Source organism: Nonomuraea sp. B5E05 (assembly GCF_039880665.1).
GTDB lineage: Bacteria > Actinomycetota > Actinomycetes > Streptosporangiales > Streptosporangiaceae > Nonomuraea.
This window is the reverse complement of record NZ_JBDPMJ010000003.1, coordinates 76,328-88,269: the sequence shown is the minus strand read 5'-3', so window position 1 is coordinate 88,269 and position 11,942 is coordinate 76,328. Positions and strand designations below refer to the sequence as shown.

The window sequence follows — 11,942 nt, the reverse complement described above, 5'->3', positions numbered from 1 at the left end:
GCCGCCGGCGACGGGATGCGCTCATGAGTTCCCTTTCGAATGCAGCCGCGCCTCGTTCTCCTCGAAGAAGCGCTGGCAGAGCCACGTGTTGAGGTAGATCCACGCGCCGACGCCGACCACCGGCGCCAGGACGGGCAGCACCGCGGTCGCGTAGGCGATGGACGAGAGCACTAGCAGCAACAGCACGGACGAAGCCGGACGCATGAGCGCTAGCTGTGTCGCTTTGGGCCAGTAGGCCCACAGCGGAAGGTCGTAGTGCACGTAGAGCGGCCCGACGTAGGCCCCCACACCGGCCAGTGCGATGAGCGCCACGAAGGTCGCGATCCGCAACGTCCCCATGCTCGGCCCGGCGGCGGACAGGTACAGGTAGTTGCCGATCAGCACGGTGGCGAGCACCGCGACGGGAAGGATCAGCAACGAGGCGCGGACGAACTCCCGCCGGTAGACGCCCCAGAAGTCCCCCCAATGAATCGATTCACCGCGAGCGTGGCGACGTGCGACGGTGTACGCGGCCACAGTGGCGGGCCCGATTCCGAAGACCACGCCGCCGAGCACGGTGAAGGCGATCCACATCAGGTTCAGCCTGGCCGCCCAGAAGATCTCTGAGCAGACCGCTTGAACCTTCATTGACATGGCTGGATGGCTCATCCCGCAGCACCTTCTGACGGCGTGTGCGCGGACACGGGGGCGGAGTGTTGCGCCGTGGTTCCCCCGCCGTTACAGGAGGGTGAACCCCGGTGGTGTTGCGAAATTAGTGTTGAATCGACTCAAAGTCAATGACACGAAATCCGGAGATTTCCGTACTCGCCGATGAGCGGGGCCATCTGCCGGAACCCGATCTTGCCTCCTGCCAGGGCAGGCCCGCCCACGGAGCCGTCGTCCGTCCAGCGGAACGAGACCAAATCGTTGACCGAGAACGTGACCTCACCACCGCGTACGTCAATGCGCATCGCGTACGGGCCGTCGGCGTCGAGCACCGAGGGCAGCGGGTCGGCCCCCTGCGCGACCAGGTGAAATCCGTGGCTCTTGCGCAGGTTGCAGGTGTGCAGGGCGCGCTCCGACGCCCACATGCGGCGGAAGTAGGAGACGTGATAGGCGTCGATGTCGCCGTGGTGATACTGCTCGTAGGGGCCGGTGCGGGCGGCCAGGCCGGGGTCGAAGAGGTCGGCGCCGTTCCTGCCCCTGGCGTGGAAGAACATGATGGCCAGGCCCGGCTCCCTGATCGGCAGGAAGTCCCACTCGATCCGCACGTCGGCGGGAAGCTCCGCGGGACACCACAGCACGACGTTGGCCGCCTGGCCGTCGGACGGCGGCCTGCGGCTCTCCAGGCGCATCCGGCCCTGGGGGAAGGAGGTGACCCCGTCACCTTCCATGCGGAAACCCGCCAGGTCTTCCGGGCAGGCCAGGGCGTTGCGGTAGAGCTCGGTCAAAGGGGGCTCCTTCCGGGGTCGCGGTGCCCCGGGCGCGCCGGGACGCTCTCGTACGGGGCCCTCGGCGGCGGGGCCCGCCGGATGAAACGGTTCAGGACTGAGGGCGATAGGGCGCGCTGGACTCGCGGATCACCAGGTCGGGCTGGAAGATGACCTGCCGGTGCCGGTGCTGCTCGGGCTCGGCCACCTCTTCGAGCAGTAAGTCGATGGCCGTGCGCCCCAGCAACTCGCGCGGCTGCCGCACCGAGGACAGCGGCACCGCGGCCGCCGCGGCGAAGTCGATGTCGTCATAGCCGATGATGGCCAGGTCGTCGGGCACGCGCAGGCCGTGCGTGGCCATCGCCTGGAGCAGGCCGAGCGCCATCATGTCGTTGGCGCAGAAGGCCGCCGTGGGCCGCTCGGCGGCCGGCAGCTCCGCCATGCGCTCGCCGATCGCCCGGCCCTCGGCGACGGTCAGCGTGGGGGCGGTGGCGGTGAGCAGCTCGACGTCGCCCCCGGCGGCGGCCACCGCCCCGGCCACGCCCGCGTGCCGGTCGGCCACCTGTTTGACCGACATCGGCCCGCCGACGAACATGATGCGCCGGTGCCCGCGCTCGATGAGGTGCGCGCCGGCGATCTGCCCGCCCAGCCGGTCGTCGACCGCCACCGAACACTGCAGCCCGGTGGCCGGGCTGTCGACCAGCACCACGGGAGTGCCCCGGGCGGCCAGCTCCTCCAGCCAGGGCGTCTCCGCCTCGACGGGGGTGATCAGGATGCCCATCACCCGCTGCTGTTCGAGCTGGTCGAGGTGGCGGCGCTCGCGACCGGCGTCACCGGCGCTGTTGCACAGCACCACCATCGTGTCGTGGTCGTCGGCCACCGACTCGGCGCCCTGGGCCACGTCCACGAAGAACGGGTTGGCCACGTCGAGCACGACGAGCCCGACCGTGCGGCTGCGGCCCACCCGCAGGTGGCGGGCCACCTCGTTGCGGACGAACCCCAGCTTCTTGATCGCTTCGAAGACGCGTTCGCGGGTGGCGGGCGACACGATCTCCGGACGGTTGAGCACATTGCTCACCGTGCCCACCGAGACGCGCGCCAGCTGCGCGACCTCCTTGATGTTCCTGGTCGCCATCGATCCTCACGAGGCCGTGCCGCTGTAAGTGCATGAGCCGCTACTCGGACGTGGTCCGCGGACGCGGCCACCGTGCAGAAACCACCTGCCTGCCGGCGGGGACGGCCGGACGCCGCCCACCGTGAACCCGGCCATCATAGCGGCAATCAAGATTTAATTGAATCGTCTCAACCCGACCGAACATGTGGTGGCCCGCCCGCCTGCGCCCTGCGTGGTCCCGGATCGGTACGTTCCCCGTCTACAGGGTGCGAGGGTCTGTGGCTTCGAAGGGCTCTAAGGCTCGGTGAAGACAGCGGTGTCGAGGTCGAAGCCGATCGGGTGGGGGATGTGCACGGTGGATCCCATAGCGACCCGGGTGATGGTTTGGTATTCGCCTTCTTTGGCATCGCTGAGCACAGTGACGGTGGGTGGTACGGCGATCGGGTCCACCAGCAGCATGACGGGAACGCCGCCCGCGGCGTACATGAGAGGCTTTTTCACCCGATCGTCTTCAACGCTGCTCGGCGAGACCACCTCGGCCACCATCAGCAGACCCGAAGACATCAACTCCCGCTCGCCCCAGCGACGGCAGTCAGGCGGGGCGAGCACGAAATCGGGCTCGACCGGGGTCCGAGGTCCATCGACGCAGACATCCACATTGCCCGCGAAGCCGTCCCAGCCGCGTTGAACGAGCAGAGGAAGCAACGCACGGTAGATCAGCATCGCGATTCTTGCATGCTCGGGGGTGCCGACGGGGCTCACGATCAATCTTCCATCGATGACTTCGGCGCGTAGGCCGGGAAGGGACGGCAGCGCGTCGAACAGCTCGCGGGCTGTGGCAGGAAGACGTGCGGTGTCGGTCTCGGGCGTGAGCCTGCAGGGGCGCCTGCGTGATGCCATTACCATGTCGGGCTCCCTACGTGTTCGTACAGTTACGAAGGGTATCGCATTGTCGAGGTGTCACACAGCCGACCGGTAGGGCTGCTCAATGTCACAACGGGCCTTTGTCGCCGCCTCTCGCCAGGCTGACATCTGGAGGATCCACCACGCGGACGCGGACCGCGCGAAACATGGCCGGAGTGTCCTTCAGCACCGCCAGTTTCGGGTCGGGCACCACCAGGAACGGCTCGGTCTCCAGGGCCAGCAGGGGCGCGAGCCGCCGGTCGTGCCGCAGGGCGCCGACCGCCCGCCGGTCCCCGCCGAGCACCACCGCGTCCAGCTCCGCCAGGTGCGGCGAGAGCACCCGCACCGCCGTCGCCACCGCGTCGCCGAACGCCTCGGCCGCCTGCTTACTCCGCCGCCGGGCGTAGCGCTGCTGGGACCATCCGCCGGCCGCCGTGCGCCCCTGCACCAGCCGTGACCCCACCTTCGACGCGACCAGGTCGGAGCCGTGGAAGACACCGGCGGCGTAGCCGCCGAGCCGCACCAGGAACACCCCCACCCGCCGCTCCGCCGACGCGTGGGCGAGCAGCCGGGTGACGTGCGGCGGCCCTGGAGGCGACATGGGCGGGAAGGGCACGTGCAACTCGGCCAGCGCGCCGTCGTCGGCGAGCAGCCGGACCACCCGGTCGTCCCCCGAGGGGGAGAAGGGTCCGTGGCGGCCGGCGAACCCGTCGATCCACGGGTGCAGGCGCTCCGGCGGCACGGTCACCCACCGGCCGCCGCCGCTGGCCGGACGCGGGCTCATGATCCGAAGGCTAGCCGACACCATCATGGCCGGACGGGGCGCCCACGGCGGAAGGCCATCCGACACCGTCCCCACCAGACGTGCGGTCACGGGCGGAAGGCTGATCGACACCATCCCGGTCAGGGCGGGGAAGAACAGAACCCAAGCGGAAATGTCGGTTAACTTTGGTTCGCGGGACTTCTGCGGCGAATGTGGCTCCAGCACCATCTGTACGTGTCCTCCCTGCTCACCAGCCCCATGGTGGATCTCGACACCGGGGCCGTCATCGCGCACCCGGCCGTCGTCGACTCCGCCGGCGTCCTCAGGGCGGCCCCGCTGCCCATGGTGCTCGAACTGCCCATCCAAGTGGTGCTGTCAGGCGCGGGCGCGCTGGCTCCCCTGCACGAGGCGCTCAGAAGGGCGGGCAGACACCCGCGCGAGGCGATCCTGCTGCTCACCGGAACGTGCCACGAGCAGGACCGGCCGCTGCTCAGGGTCGGGCTGGACGGCCTGCGCACGATCGGCTACCTGCTCGGCTTCGCGGACGTCGGCACCGGCGGCGCGGCGCTCGACCTGGTCGCGGAGTCGTCTCCCTACGTGCTGGCCCTCGGCCCCGAACTGGTGGCGCGCATCCCCTCCGACCACCGGGCGACCGCGGTGGCGCGGGCGGTGGCGTCGCTGTCCCGCGGCATCGGCGCGCACGTCCTCGCCCCGGGCGTCGAGCGCGAGCCGCAGGTGGCGGTGGTACGCGGCCTCGGCGTACGCCTCGCGCACGGGCCCCTGCTCGCCCCAGGCCCCGACGGCGAGGTACGGGTGCCGCTGCCCGTCACCGACGAGTCGCCCGCCACCGTGATGCTCGGCCCGCGCGTGCAGGAGCTGCTGATCCCGGCCGTGACGCTGCCGGAGGCGGCGCGGGCGGAGGAGGCGGTGGCGGCGTTCGGGCACGAGCCGACGATCACCAGCGTGATCCTGGTGGACGAGTTCCAGCGGCCCAAGGGCAGCCTGGATCGCAGCCGTTTCCTGTTGTCGTTCGCCGCCCGCTACGGGCACGCCCTGCACGGCGCGAAGCCGGCGCGGCGGCTGGCCGACCCGCCGCGCACGGTCCCGCGGACGACCCCTGCGGTCGCGGCCATGCAGGCGGCGGGCCGGGATGCGGCCCGCGTCTACGACGACCTGGTGGTGACCGACGAGCTGAATCGTTGCCTGGGCATCGTCCGCGTCTCCGACCTGATCAGGCAGGTCACGTCGATCAGAAGCTGACGACCTGCCTGATCAGGTCGGACCCCTCGCTGGGGAGCCGGGCGGGCGTGCCAGGGTCTCCCTCGGCACGGCCATGCCGGGGAGTGTCAGAGGCGGCAGGCGTAGATGTCGGTGACCAGGATGGCCCGCGCGCCGATGTCCCAGAGCTGGTCCATCACCTGCTGGTGGCCCTTGCGCCGGACCATCGCGCGCACGGCCACCCAGCCCTCGCGGTGCAGCGGGGAGACCGTCGGCCCCTCCATGCCGGGGGTGAGGGCGATGGCCTCCTCGATGCGCTCGGCACGGATGTCGTAGTCCATCATGACGAAGTCGCGGGCGTGCACGACGCCCTGGAGGCGGCGTACGAGCTGGTCGAGGCCCTGCGTCTCCGGCGCGCTCTGCTGCTTGATCAGCACGCCCTCCGAGCGCATGATCGGCTCGCCGAACACCTCGAGGCCGACGTTGCGCAGCGTGGTGCCGGTCTCCACGACGTCGGCGACGGCGTCGGCCACGCCCAGGCGGATCGCGGTCTCGACGGCGCCGTCGAGTTTGATCACACGTGCGTCGACGCCCTGGTCGGAGAGGTATTTGTCGAGCAGCCCCGCATAGGAGGTGGCGATGCGCCGGCCGTCGAGGTCTTTGACCGACGCCATCGTGCCCGCCATGGCGGCCAGCCGGAAGGTGGATCCGCCGAAACCGAGCGGCATGATCTCCTCGACCGGGGCGCCCGAGTCGATCAGCATGTCGCGGCCGGTGATGCCGGCGTCGAGGGTGCCCTCGCCGACGTAGACGGCGATGTCACGGGGGCGCAGGAAGAACAGCTCGCAGCCGCTGGCCTCGTCGACCACGACGAGCTCCTTGTTGTCCCTGCGCGGCCGGTAGCCGGCCTCTTTGAGCATGGCTTGGGCGGCCTCGCTGAGGGCGCCCTTGTTGGGTACTGCCAGACGCAGCATGTCAGGTCCTTCGTTGTCTCTGTCGCTTCTCCAGGGCTTGCCGGTGACGGGCGCGTCGCGCCCTAGAGATGCTTGTAGACCTGGTCGAGCCCGATGCCCTTGGCGATCATGAGCACCTGCACGTGGTAGAGCAGTTGTGAGATCTCCTCGGCGGCTCTGTCGTCCGACTCGTGCTCGGCGGCCATCCAGCTCTCGGCGGCCTCCTCGACGACCTTCTTGCCGATGGCATGGACGCCGGCGTCGAGCGCGGCCACGGTGCCCGAGCCCGCGGGCCGGGTGGCGGCTTTCTCTGACAGCTCGGCGAACAGCTCTTCGAAGGTCTTCATGGTCTCTCTCGTCGATTGGCTGACGTGCCTGTCAAGCCTAGTCTGCGCCAGGCACTGGCGCTGCCCGGTGTCCGCCACGCGGGACGCCTGCCCAGACGAGAGGGGACACATCGGACATTCACTGCACTGTATCCAACCTGGTGATCGGTCTGCGAAGCCCTGAGACCAGCCGCGGGCAGAAGAGCGGCACTTCACCCGCGGCATCGCGCTCAGCGGCCCGAAGGGCTGAAAAGGCGCTGCCCGCCGCACCTGGTGGGGCACGGCGGGCAGCACATGGTCGAAGGCGTCAGCGCTCGTAGCGACCGGAGTTGCGGCGGTAGCCGCTCTTGCCACGCTCGCCCGAGCGGTAGCCGTCACGCGGTCCGCGCTCGTCCGAGCGCCCGCCGCCGGAGCGGTAGCCGTCGCGCGGCCCGCGCTCGTCGGTGCGGTAGCCGCGCTCGCGGTCGGCCGAGAACGGGCGGCCGCGGTCGGAGGCGTAACGCGGGCCTGTGGCAGCGCGCTCGTCGGAGCGGAACCCGCCCCGCTGGCCGCGGTCGTCCTGGCGGTAGGGGCGGTCGTCGGAGCGGTAGCCGCCGCGCGGCCTGCCGTCACGAGGCTCCTGCCCGCGGCTGAAGGGACGCTCGCCCTCGGCGTGCCGGCGCGGACGCCGGTCACCGTCGAACTCCCTGCGCGGGCGGCGGTCGTCACCCGACGCGAGCGGCCGCTCGCCGCCGTCGTCGTGGCGGCGCGGACGCCGGTCGCCGTCGAAGTCGCGGCGCGGGCGGCGGCCGCGGCGCTCGGAGCCGTTGTGACCGCCGTCGCGGCGGGGCCGCAGCGGCTTGCGCACGTCGGGCTCCCAGACGGGGACGGCCTCACCGCTCGGCGTGCGGGCCCCGGCGACCTCGGCGAGCCTGGGGTGGCCCGGCGTGACCTTCAGGCGGAAGGGGTGGATGCCGGCGCGCCGGGTGAGCGCGTCGGTCGAGCGCCGCTCGTTGGGCAGCACCAGCGTGACCACGGTGCCCTTCTCGCCGGCGCGGGCCGTACGGCCGCCCCGGTGCAGGTAGCTCTTGTGGTCCTGCGGCGGGTCGACGTGCAGCACGAGGCTGATGTTGTCGACGTGGATGCCGCGCGCCGCGACGTCGGTGCAGACGAGCACGCCGATGGAGCCCTCGCGGAACTCGGCGAGGATGCGGGTGCGCTGGTTCTGGCGCTTGCCGCCGTGCAGGCCGCCCGCCTTGACGCCGACCCTGGCCAGCTGCTTGCAGAGCCGGTCGACGCCGTGCTGGGTGCGGACGAAGATGATCGTACGGCCCTCGCGGTTGGCGATCGCGGCCGTGACGTCGAACTTGTCGTCGCGCGTGACCTGCATCACGTGGTGCTCCATGGTGTCGACCGGAGAGGTCGCGGGGGCCACGGAGTGGGTGATCGGGTCCTTCAGGAAGCGCCGTACGAGCTTGTCGACGTCGCCGTCGAGCGTGGCGGAGAACAGCAGCCGCTGTCCGTCGGCCGGCGTCTGCGCGAGCAGCTCGGTGACGACGGGGAAGAAGCCGAGGTCGCACATGTGGTCGGCCTCGTCGAGGACGCTGACCTCGACGTCGGACAGGGAGCACTCGCCCTGCCTGATCAGGTCGCCCAGGCGGCCGGGGGTGGCGATGACGACGTCGACGCCCCGCCGCAGCGCCTCGATCTGCTTGCCCATGGACATGCCGCCGACGACGACCTTCATGCGCAGCCCGAGGCCGCGGCCGAGAGGCTCGAGGGCGTCGTGCACCTGGAGCGCGAGCTCGCGGGTCGGCACGAGGATCATGGCCTTGGGCCGGCCGGGGGCGGGCCGCACACCCGCGATGCGGGCCATGGTGGGCAGGCCGAAGGCGAGCGTCTTGCCGGAGCCGGTCTGGCCCCGGCCGAGCACGTCGTGGCCGGCGAGCACGTCGGGGATCGTCGCGCTCTGGATGGGGAAGGGGCTGTCGAAGCCCAGCTTGGCCAGCCCGTTGACGAGCGGCTTCGGCAGGCCGAGCAGCTCGAACTCGGAGGGGCCAGGCTCGGGAGTGGTCTCGCCGAGCTCGGGCATGACAGCGTCAAGCATGGTCACGAAAGTCGTGCCTTTCCGTCGAAGTGGCGCGTCACTTCTGCGAAAGGACGAGCCGGGACGTACGGCGCTGGCCGTACATGTTCAAGGGCACCCGCCGTCGGGGCGGGTCGAGAATGAGGGGGACACACCGGGGCACCGGCCGCAGGCGGCGCAAGACGCGCAATGAGACGTCAGGTGCGTTTGGTGCCAACGCCGGGATGTTATCGGATATTCCCCGGATGGGTCCGGACCTTCCAGAACCCGCTCTGGCACACACTGAAACGGCCGACGCTTTACGCCAGCCGTGACAGCAGCAAAGATCAGACGTTAAAGCCTAGCATACGCAGTTGCTCACGGCCCTCGTCGGTGATCTTGTCAGGCCCCCATGGTGGCAACCAGACCCAGTTGATCTTGACGTCGGAGACCATGCCTTCCAGCGCGGAGTGGGCCTGGTCCTCGATGACGTCGGTCAGGGGGCAGGCCGCGCTGGTCAGCGTCATGTCGATGGTCGCCACCGGCTGCCCGCCGTCGGACGGGTCGAGGTTGAGCCCGTAGATGAGGCCCAGATCGACCACGTTGATGCCGAGCTCGGGGTCGACGACGTCCTTGAGGGCCTCCATGACCTCGTCGACGCTCGTGTCACCGTCGAAGCCGGTCGGGGTCTCCACTGGCTTGCTCATGACATCTCCTTCGCCGTCGTGAGTGAACCGCCGGGTCGCATCATGCCTTCGTTGCGCTCGCTCACGTGGCAGCGCTCCTCACTACAGCGTCTTTGTAGGCCATCCAGGAAAGCAACGCACATTTCACCCGCGCTGGGAACTTGGCGACGCCCGCGAACGCGACCGCGTCGCCGAGCACCTCCTCGTCGGCCTCCACCTTGCCCCTGCCTTGCATGAGCCGGGTGAACTCGTCGACCACGGAGAGCGTCTCCTCGACCGTCGAGCCGGTGGCCAGCTCGTGCAGCACGGACGCGGCCGCCTGGCTGATCGAACACCCCTGGCCGTCGTAGGAGACATCGAGGATCTTGCCGGCGTCGCCCACCTTGACCCTGAGCGTGATCTCGTCGCCGCACGTCGGGTTCACGTGGTGAACCTCGGCGTCGTACGGCTCGCGCAGCCCCCGCCCCTGCGGGTGCTTGTAGTGTTCCAGGATCAGCTCCTGGTACATCGACTCGCCGATCATGGCTATGCGAACACCTTCTGAACGTGATGGAGGCCACGCACCAGGGCGTCGATCTCGCCCGTGGTGTTGTACAGATAGAACGACGCCCGCGTGGTCGCCGGTATTCCGAAGCGTAGATGCAGGGGGCGCGCGCAGTGGTGCCCCACGCGCACGGCGACGCCGAACTGGTCGTCGAGAATCTGCCCCACGTCGTGCGGGTGGATGCCCTCCAGCGTGAACGACAGCGTGCCACCGCGCTCCTCGATCGTGTCAGGACCGATGAGACGCAGGCCGGGCACCTCGCGCAGGGCGTCGAGCGCGTAGGCCGTCAGCGTGCGCTCGTGGGCCTCCACGGCCTCCATGCCGACGCCGGTGAGGTAGTCGACGGCCGCGCCGAGCCCGATGGCCTCGACGATCGGCGGCGTGCCCGCCTCGAACTTGTGCGGGATGGGCGCGTACGTCGAGCGGTCCATCCAGACCGCCTCGATCATCTCGCCGCCGCCCAGGAACGGCGGCATCGCGTCGAGCACCTCGGTCCTGCCCCACAACACGCCGATGCCCGAGGGGCCGACCATCTTGTGACCGGTGAAGGCCACGAGGTCGGCGCCGAGCCGGGCCACGTCGACCGGGTGGTGCGGCACGGACTGGGAGGCGTCGAGCAGGACGAGCGCGCCCACCTCGTGGGCCCGCGCGGCCACCTCGGCGACCGGGTTGACGGTGCCGAGCACGTTGGACTGGTGGGCGATCGAGACGATCTTCGTCCGCTCGGTGATGAGGCCGGGGTCGTAGTCGAGCCGCCCGTCGCCGGTGACCCCGAACCACTTCAGCGTCGCGCCGGTGCGCTGCACGAGCAGCTGCCACGGCACGATGTTGGAGTGGTGTTCCATCTCGGAGATGACGATCTCGTCGCCGGGGCCGAGCGTGAACCGCGGATCGGTGGAGGCGGGGTTGCCGAAGGAGTAGGCGACCAGGTTGAGCGCCTCGGAGGCGTTCTTGGTGAAGACGACCTCGTCGCGCGAGGGCGCCCCGATGAAGCCCGCGACCTTGTCACGGGCGCTCTCGTAGGCGTCGGTCGACTCCGCGCCCAGCACGTGCATCGCCCGGCCGACGTTGCTGTAGTGGAGCGCGAGGTGGTCGCGCATGGTCTCGATGACCTGATTGGGCTTCTGCGAGGAGTTGCCCGAGTCGAGGTAGACGAGCGGTCGCCCGTCGGGCAGCTCGCGGGAGAAGACCGGGAAGTCCTTCCTGATCTTCTCCACGTCCAAGCCGTCGTATGTCATGCAGACGCCTTCGTGTACTGCTCGTAGCCCTCCGACTCGAGCTTGTCGGCCAGCTCCGGGCCGCCCTCCTCGACGATCCTGCCGCCCGCGAAGACGTGCACGAAGTCGGGCTTCACGTACCGCAGGATGCGCGTGTAGTGGGTGATCAGCAGCACGCCGGTCTCGCCGGTGGCGCGGAAGCGGTTGATGCCCTCCGACACCACGCGCAGCGCGTCGACGTCGAGACCGGAGTCGGTCTCGTCGAGCACCGCGATCTTCGGCTTGAGCAGCTCGAGCTGGAGGATCTCGTGGCGCTTCTTCTCGCCGCCGGAGAAGCCCTCGTTGAGGTTGCGCTGGGCGAAGGCGGCGTCGATGGCCAGCGCGTCCATGCCGTTCTTCAGGTCCTTGGCGAACTGGCGCAGCTTGGGCGCCTCGCCCTGGACGGCGGTGACCGCCGAGCGCAGGAAGTTGGAGACCGACACGCCGGGGACCTCGACGGGGTACTGCATGGCCAGGAACAGGCCGGCGCGGGCCCGCTCGTCGACCGACAGCTCCAGCAGGTCGACGCCGTCGAGCAGCACCTCGCCGCCGGTGATGGTGTATTTCGGGTGACCGGCGATCGCGTAGGCGAGCGTCGACTTGCCCGAGCCGTTGGGGCCCATGATGGCGTGGGTCTCGCCGGACTTCACGGTCAGGTTGACGCCGCGCAGGATTTCCTTGTCCTCGACGGCGACCTTCAGGTCACGGATCTCTAGGGTGGACATG

Annotated in this window: 13 protein-coding genes; 1 reads left to right on the top strand and 12 read right to left on the bottom strand. The window is 69.9% G+C overall.

The annotated features are described in order from the left end of the window. Window positions 1-21 precede the first annotated feature (21 nt). From ABGB01_RS06830 to ABGB01_RS06810, 5 genes are all read right to left on the bottom strand, one after another. A complete protein-coding gene (locus ABGB01_RS06830; RefSeq protein ID WP_347771395.1) occupies window positions 22-648 on the bottom strand; it encodes a DUF624 domain-containing protein in 627 nt (208 codons plus the stop codon). A 125-nt stretch (window positions 649-773) separates the two neighbouring features. Then, entirely contained in the window at window positions 774-1,430 is a 657-nt protein-coding gene (locus ABGB01_RS06825; RefSeq protein WP_347771393.1) for a DUF1961 family protein, read from the bottom strand. Window positions 1,431-1,521: 91 nt separating this feature from the next. Continuing rightward, window positions 1,522-2,544 carry a substrate-binding domain-containing protein gene (locus tag ABGB01_RS06820; protein WP_347771391.1) on the bottom strand — a complete coding sequence of 341 codons (1,023 nt, stop codon included), beginning with the start codon at window positions 2,542-2,544 and terminating at the stop codon, window positions 1,522-1,524. Window positions 2,545-2,817: 273 nt separating this feature from the next. Continuing rightward, window positions 2,818-3,429, bottom strand: coding sequence for a Uma2 family endonuclease (locus ABGB01_RS06815; protein WP_347771389.1), 612 nt, complete (start codon window positions 3,427-3,429; stop codon window positions 2,818-2,820). A gap of 85 nt (window positions 3,430-3,514) precedes the next feature. Continuing rightward, entirely contained in the window at window positions 3,515-4,210 is a 696-nt protein-coding gene (locus tag ABGB01_RS06810) for an acVLRF1 family peptidyl-tRNA hydrolase (RefSeq protein WP_347771387.1), read from the bottom strand. 213 nt (window positions 4,211-4,423) lie between these two features. On the opposite strand from ABGB01_RS06810, the gene ABGB01_RS06805 reads away from it, so the two are divergent. After that, entirely contained in the window at window positions 4,424-5,449 is a 1,026-nt protein-coding gene (locus ABGB01_RS06805) for an EAL domain-containing protein (RefSeq protein WP_347771385.1), read from the top strand. Window positions 5,450-5,535: 86 nt separating this feature from the next. On the opposite strand, the gene hisG is transcribed toward ABGB01_RS06805, so the two are convergent. From hisG to sufC, 7 genes are all read right to left on the bottom strand, one after another. Next, complete coding sequence (gene hisG / locus ABGB01_RS06800; protein ID WP_347622242.1) at window positions 5,536-6,381, bottom strand: ATP phosphoribosyltransferase; 846 nt, start codon at window positions 6,379-6,381, stop codon at window positions 5,536-5,538. A gap of 62 nt (window positions 6,382-6,443) precedes the next feature. Beyond that, window positions 6,444-6,707 (bottom strand): phosphoribosyl-ATP diphosphatase, encoded by a 264-nt coding sequence (locus ABGB01_RS06795; RefSeq protein WP_132593280.1) that lies wholly within the window; start codon window positions 6,705-6,707, stop codon window positions 6,444-6,446. A 286-nt stretch (window positions 6,708-6,993) separates the two neighbouring features. Beyond that, the gene (locus ABGB01_RS06790) at window positions 6,994-8,772 is read right to left on the bottom strand and encodes a DEAD/DEAH box helicase (RefSeq protein WP_347771382.1); all 1,779 of its coding nucleotides are present in this window, start codon (window positions 8,770-8,772) and stop codon (window positions 6,994-6,996) included. 305 nt (window positions 8,773-9,077) lie between these two features. Beyond that, window positions 9,078-9,437, bottom strand: coding sequence for a metal-sulfur cluster assembly factor (locus ABGB01_RS06785; RefSeq protein WP_347771380.1), 360 nt, complete (start codon window positions 9,435-9,437; stop codon window positions 9,078-9,080). Between the two features lie 61 nt (window positions 9,438-9,498). Beyond that, window positions 9,499-9,939, bottom strand: coding sequence for a Fe-S cluster assembly sulfur transfer protein SufU (sufU, locus tag ABGB01_RS06780; RefSeq protein ID WP_132333233.1), 441 nt, complete (start codon window positions 9,937-9,939; stop codon window positions 9,499-9,501). Window positions 9,940-9,941: 2 nt separating this feature from the next. Further along, the gene (locus tag ABGB01_RS06775; protein WP_347771378.1) at window positions 9,942-11,198 is read right to left on the bottom strand and encodes a cysteine desulfurase; all 1,257 of its coding nucleotides are present in this window, start codon (window positions 11,196-11,198) and stop codon (window positions 9,942-9,944) included. Next, window positions 11,195-11,941, bottom strand: coding sequence for a Fe-S cluster assembly ATPase SufC (sufC, locus tag ABGB01_RS06770; RefSeq protein WP_347771376.1), 747 nt, complete (start codon window positions 11,939-11,941; stop codon window positions 11,195-11,197). The genes ABGB01_RS06775 and sufC overlap by 4 nt, the downstream gene beginning before the upstream one ends. Window position 11,942 lies beyond the last annotated feature (1 nt).

Coding starts and splice junctions, on each gene's coding strand:
- ABGB01_RS06795 (WP_132593280.1), bottom strand. CDS start 6,707: ATGAAGACCTTCGAAGAGCTGTTCGCCGAGCTGTCAGAGAAAGCCGCC.
- ABGB01_RS06785 (WP_347771380.1), bottom strand. CDS start 9,437: ATGAGCAAGCCAGTGGAGACCCCGACCGGCTTCGACGGTGACACGAGC.
- sufU (WP_132333233.1), bottom strand. CDS start 9,939: ATGATCGGCGAGTCGATGTACCAGGAGCTGATCCTGGAACACTACAAG.
- ABGB01_RS06810 (WP_347771387.1), bottom strand. CDS start 4,210: ATGAGCCCGCGTCCGGCCAGCGGCGGCGGCCGGTGGGTGACCGTGCCG.
- sufC (WP_347771376.1), bottom strand. CDS start 11,941: ATGTCCACCCTAGAGATCCGTGACCTGAAGGTCGCCGTCGAGGACAAG.
- ABGB01_RS06830 (WP_347771395.1), bottom strand. CDS start 648: ATGAGCCATCCAGCCATGTCAATGAAGGTTCAAGCGGTCTGCTCAGAG.
- ABGB01_RS06815 (WP_347771389.1), bottom strand. CDS start 3,429: ATGGTAATGGCATCACGCAGGCGCCCCTGCAGGCTCACGCCCGAGACC.
- ABGB01_RS06820 (WP_347771391.1), bottom strand. CDS start 2,544: ATGGCGACCAGGAACATCAAGGAGGTCGCGCAGCTGGCGCGCGTCTCG.
- ABGB01_RS06775 (WP_347771378.1), bottom strand. CDS start 11,198: ATGACATACGACGGCTTGGACGTGGAGAAGATCAGGAAGGACTTCCCG.
- ABGB01_RS06790 (WP_347771382.1), bottom strand. CDS start 8,772: ATGCTTGACGCTGTCATGCCCGAGCTCGGCGAGACCACTCCCGAGCCT.
- hisG (WP_347622242.1), bottom strand. CDS start 6,381: ATGCTGCGTCTGGCAGTACCCAACAAGGGCGCCCTCAGCGAGGCCGCC.